Origin of the sequence: Terrabacter terrae, assembly GCF_039529575.1 — a bacterium.
Lineage (GTDB): Bacteria > Actinomycetota > Actinomycetes > Actinomycetales > Dermatophilaceae > Terrabacter > Terrabacter terrae.
This window is the reverse complement of the sequence record NZ_BAAANB010000061.1, coordinates 1-2,853: the sequence shown is the minus strand read 5'-3', so window position 1 is coordinate 2,853 and position 2,853 is coordinate 1. Positions and strand designations below refer to the sequence as shown.

4 protein-coding genes are annotated in these 2,853 nt (G+C 74.1%); 3 read left to right on the top strand and 1 reads right to left on the bottom strand.

Annotated elements, in window-relative coordinates; genetic code table 11:
* Nucleotides 1-382: L-serine ammonia-lyase, iron-sulfur-dependent, subunit alpha (locus ABD194_RS19015; RefSeq protein ID WP_343994397.1), on the top strand; the 382-nt coding region annotated here is incomplete at its 5' end.
* A gap of 7 nt (nucleotides 383-389) precedes the next feature.
* On the opposite strand, the gene ABD194_RS19010 is transcribed toward ABD194_RS19015, so the two are convergent.
* Entirely contained in the window at nucleotides 390-635 is a 246-nt protein-coding gene (locus tag ABD194_RS19010) for a hypothetical protein (RefSeq protein WP_343994395.1), read from the bottom strand.
* Between the two features lie 301 nt (nucleotides 636-936).
* On the opposite strand from ABD194_RS19010, the gene ABD194_RS19005 reads away from it, so the two are divergent.
* Entirely contained in the window at nucleotides 937-2,130 is a 1,194-nt protein-coding gene (locus ABD194_RS19005) for a molybdopterin molybdotransferase MoeA (protein ID WP_343994393.1), read from the top strand.
* A gap of 36 nt (nucleotides 2,131-2,166) precedes the next feature.
* Nucleotides 2,167-2,853 (top strand): ATP-binding cassette domain-containing protein (locus ABD194_RS19000; protein ID WP_343994391.1); only part of this gene is annotated, 687 nt, incomplete at its 3' end.

The following is a 2,853-nucleotide window of genomic DNA, read 5'->3' as shown; positions in this document are numbered from 1 at the left end:
GACCGCCTCGATCTCCGGCGCCGAGGTGGGCTGCCAGGGCGAGGTCGGATCAGCGTGCTCGATGGCGGCCGGCGCCATGGCGGCCGTCATGGGCGGCACGCCCGAGCAGGTCGAGAACGCCGCCGAGATCGGTATGGAGCACAACCTCGGCCTGACCTGCGACCCGGTCGGCGGGCTCGTGCAGATCCCGTGCATCGAGCGCAACGCCATCGCCTCCGTCAAGGCCGTCACCGCCGCCCGCACCGCGCTGCGCGGCGACGGCTCGCACGTCGTGTCCCTCGACAAGGTGATCAAGACGATGCGGGAGACCGGCCGCGACATGAAGGTGAAGTACAAGGAGACCGCGCGGGGCGGGTTAGCCGTCAACGTCATCGAGTGCTGATCCGCGCTCAGTCGGCGGGAAGGGCCGGCAGGGGAAGCTCCACGTCGCACTCGTAGTAGCGCATCTGCAGCAGACGGCGCTCGATGTCGATGGCTCCCTCGCCGACGGCGAGCACGTCGTTGAGCCACAGGAGCGAGGGCGCCTCCGTCTGGAACGTCAGGACGTGCAGGCCGCGCCCGTCGGTCAGTGACGAGAGCCCCGTGAGGGTGAAGAGGACGATGATGCCCGTCGGCCTCGATGACGCCGCGCGCATCCGGTGAGGCGTAGCCCGGCCGGATGCGGGGGAAGTTCGACCACGTCGCCGTCCCCGACAGCCGACCTGTCAGAGTGCCCGTTCCCTGCCCGTAGACGCGGCCGTCACGCCCCGCAGCGGGCTCGACCTCCTCGTAGAGCGCGTAGGTCCAGCTCGCGTCGAACAGGTGCCGGAGCCGCATGAGCACCTCCCTCGAAGAAGGCCATTGCCTTCGACGGTACGCCGGCGAACGAACGGGCGTGGCATCTGCGCGCGCGACACCGGGCGCCCCTCGCCGAGGGGATGCGACAGACTGGCGCGCATGGGTCATCGCTCCGTCGCAGAGCACCGAGCCGCCGTCGAGCGGCTCCTCGGGGAGGGGTCGTGCGAGCAGGTCCCGCTCGACCGCCACGCCGCGGGCCGCCGCCTCGCGGCCGACCTCGTGGCCGCCGACGACCTGCCGCGCTTCGACAGCTCCGCCATGGACGGGTATGCCGTGTGCCCGGGCTCGGCGGACCAGCGGACCTATCCGGTGGTCGGCGACGTGCCGGCCGGCTCCGCCCCCACCTTCGCCCTCGTCGCCGGTCAGGCCGCCCGGGTCATGACCGGGGCTCGCGTGCCGGAGGGCACGGTGGCGGTGGTCCCGGTCGAGCTCACCGACGCCAGCCCCACCGGTCCGGCTCCCGAGAGCGTCACCTTGGAGCAGGACCCGCTCCCGGGCCGGCACGTCCGCCCGCGCGGCGAGGACGTGACGGCCGGCGCGGTCATCGCCACCGCCGGAGCCGCCGTCACGCCGGCGCTGCTCGCCCTGGCCCGCTCCGCCGGCTGCACGAGCGCCTCGGTGCACGTCCCCACGCGAGTTGCCGTCATCGCGACCGGTGCAGAGCTCGCCCCACCCGACGCGGACCCCGGCGCCGGCGGCATCCACGAGTCCAACTCGCACATGGTCGCCGCGCTCGCCGAGGCCGCCGGCTGCCGGGTGCTCCGCGTCGAGGTGTGCTCCGACGAGCCCGACGAGCTGCGTGCCCTGCTCGACGAGCTCGATGCCGACCCCGACGTCGATCTCGTCGTCACCACGGGCGGTGTCAGCGCCGGCGCCTACGAGGTCGTGCGGCAGGTCTGCTCGCCGCTGCCGACGTTCGACTTCGTCCACCTCGCGATGCAGCCGGGAGGTCCGCAGGGGCTCGGCTGCTACGGCGCCACACCCGTCGTCTGCCTGCCGGGGACGCCCGTGGGTGCCTTCGTCGCCTTCCACGTGCTCGTGCGTCCCGGCCTCGACCGACGGCACGGGGTGCCGACAGCACCGGGCGGGCGGGCGGCATACGTCGGCAAGACGCGCCACACACGCGCCGGACGCGTGCAGTTCGTGACGAGCGTGCTCCGCGACGACGGCACCGTGACAGCCCCCGACGCCCGGCACCTCACCGCGCTCGCGGCCGCGAACTGCCTCGTCGAGGTGCCCGAGGGTGTCGACCAGCTCGTCGAGGGCGACGTCGTCGTCGTGCACCCGGTGTGACGGGAGCACCGCAGCCGGGCGCCTAGGCTGTGGGGCGTGAGCGCGACCCTGGTGGCCAAGGACCTCGCCGGGGGCCACGCCCACCGGACCCTCTTCGAGCACCTCGACCTCACGGTCGCACCCGGTGACGTCGTCGGCGTCGTGGGCGCCAACGGGGCGGGCAAGTCGACGCTCCTGCGGCTGCTGGCGGGCGTCGACGAGCCGCTCGGCGGCACGGTCACGACCGCGCCGTCCGACGCCTTCGTCGGGTGGCTGCCGCAGGAGCACGAGCGCCTGCCGGGGGAGACCGTCGCCGGTCACGTCGGCCGCCGCACCGGCGCGACCGCCGCGACGCTGGCGATGGAGGAGGCCGCCACGGCCCTCGGCGGCGGCGACCCCACGGCCGACGAGGCGTATGCCGTCGCCCTCGACCACTGGCTCGCGAGCGGCGCCCCCGACCTCGACGAGCGCCTCCCCCCGATGCTCGCCGAGCTCGGCCTCGACGTCGGCCCGGACGCCTTGATGACCTCGCTCTCCGGTGGGCAGGCGGCCCGGGCCGCGCTCGCGGCGCTGTTGCTGAGCCGCTTCGACCTCGTGCTCCTCGACGAGCCGACCAACGACCTCGACCTCGCCGGCCTGGAACGGCTCGAGGCGTTCGTGCGCGGCCAGCGCGGCGGCGTCGTCCTCGTCTCGCACGACCGCGAGTTCCTCGCCCGCTGCGTCACCCGCATCGTCGAGCTCGAC

Bases quoted from the DNA above. Each gene is read 5' to 3' on its own strand.
- ABD194_RS19010 (WP_343994395.1), bottom strand. From the start codon at position 635: ATGCGCGCGGCGTCATCGAGGCCGACGGGCATCATCGTCCTCTTCACC.
- ABD194_RS19005 (WP_343994393.1), top strand. From the start codon at position 937: ATGGGTCATCGCTCCGTCGCAGAGCACCGAGCCGCCGTCGAGCGGCTC.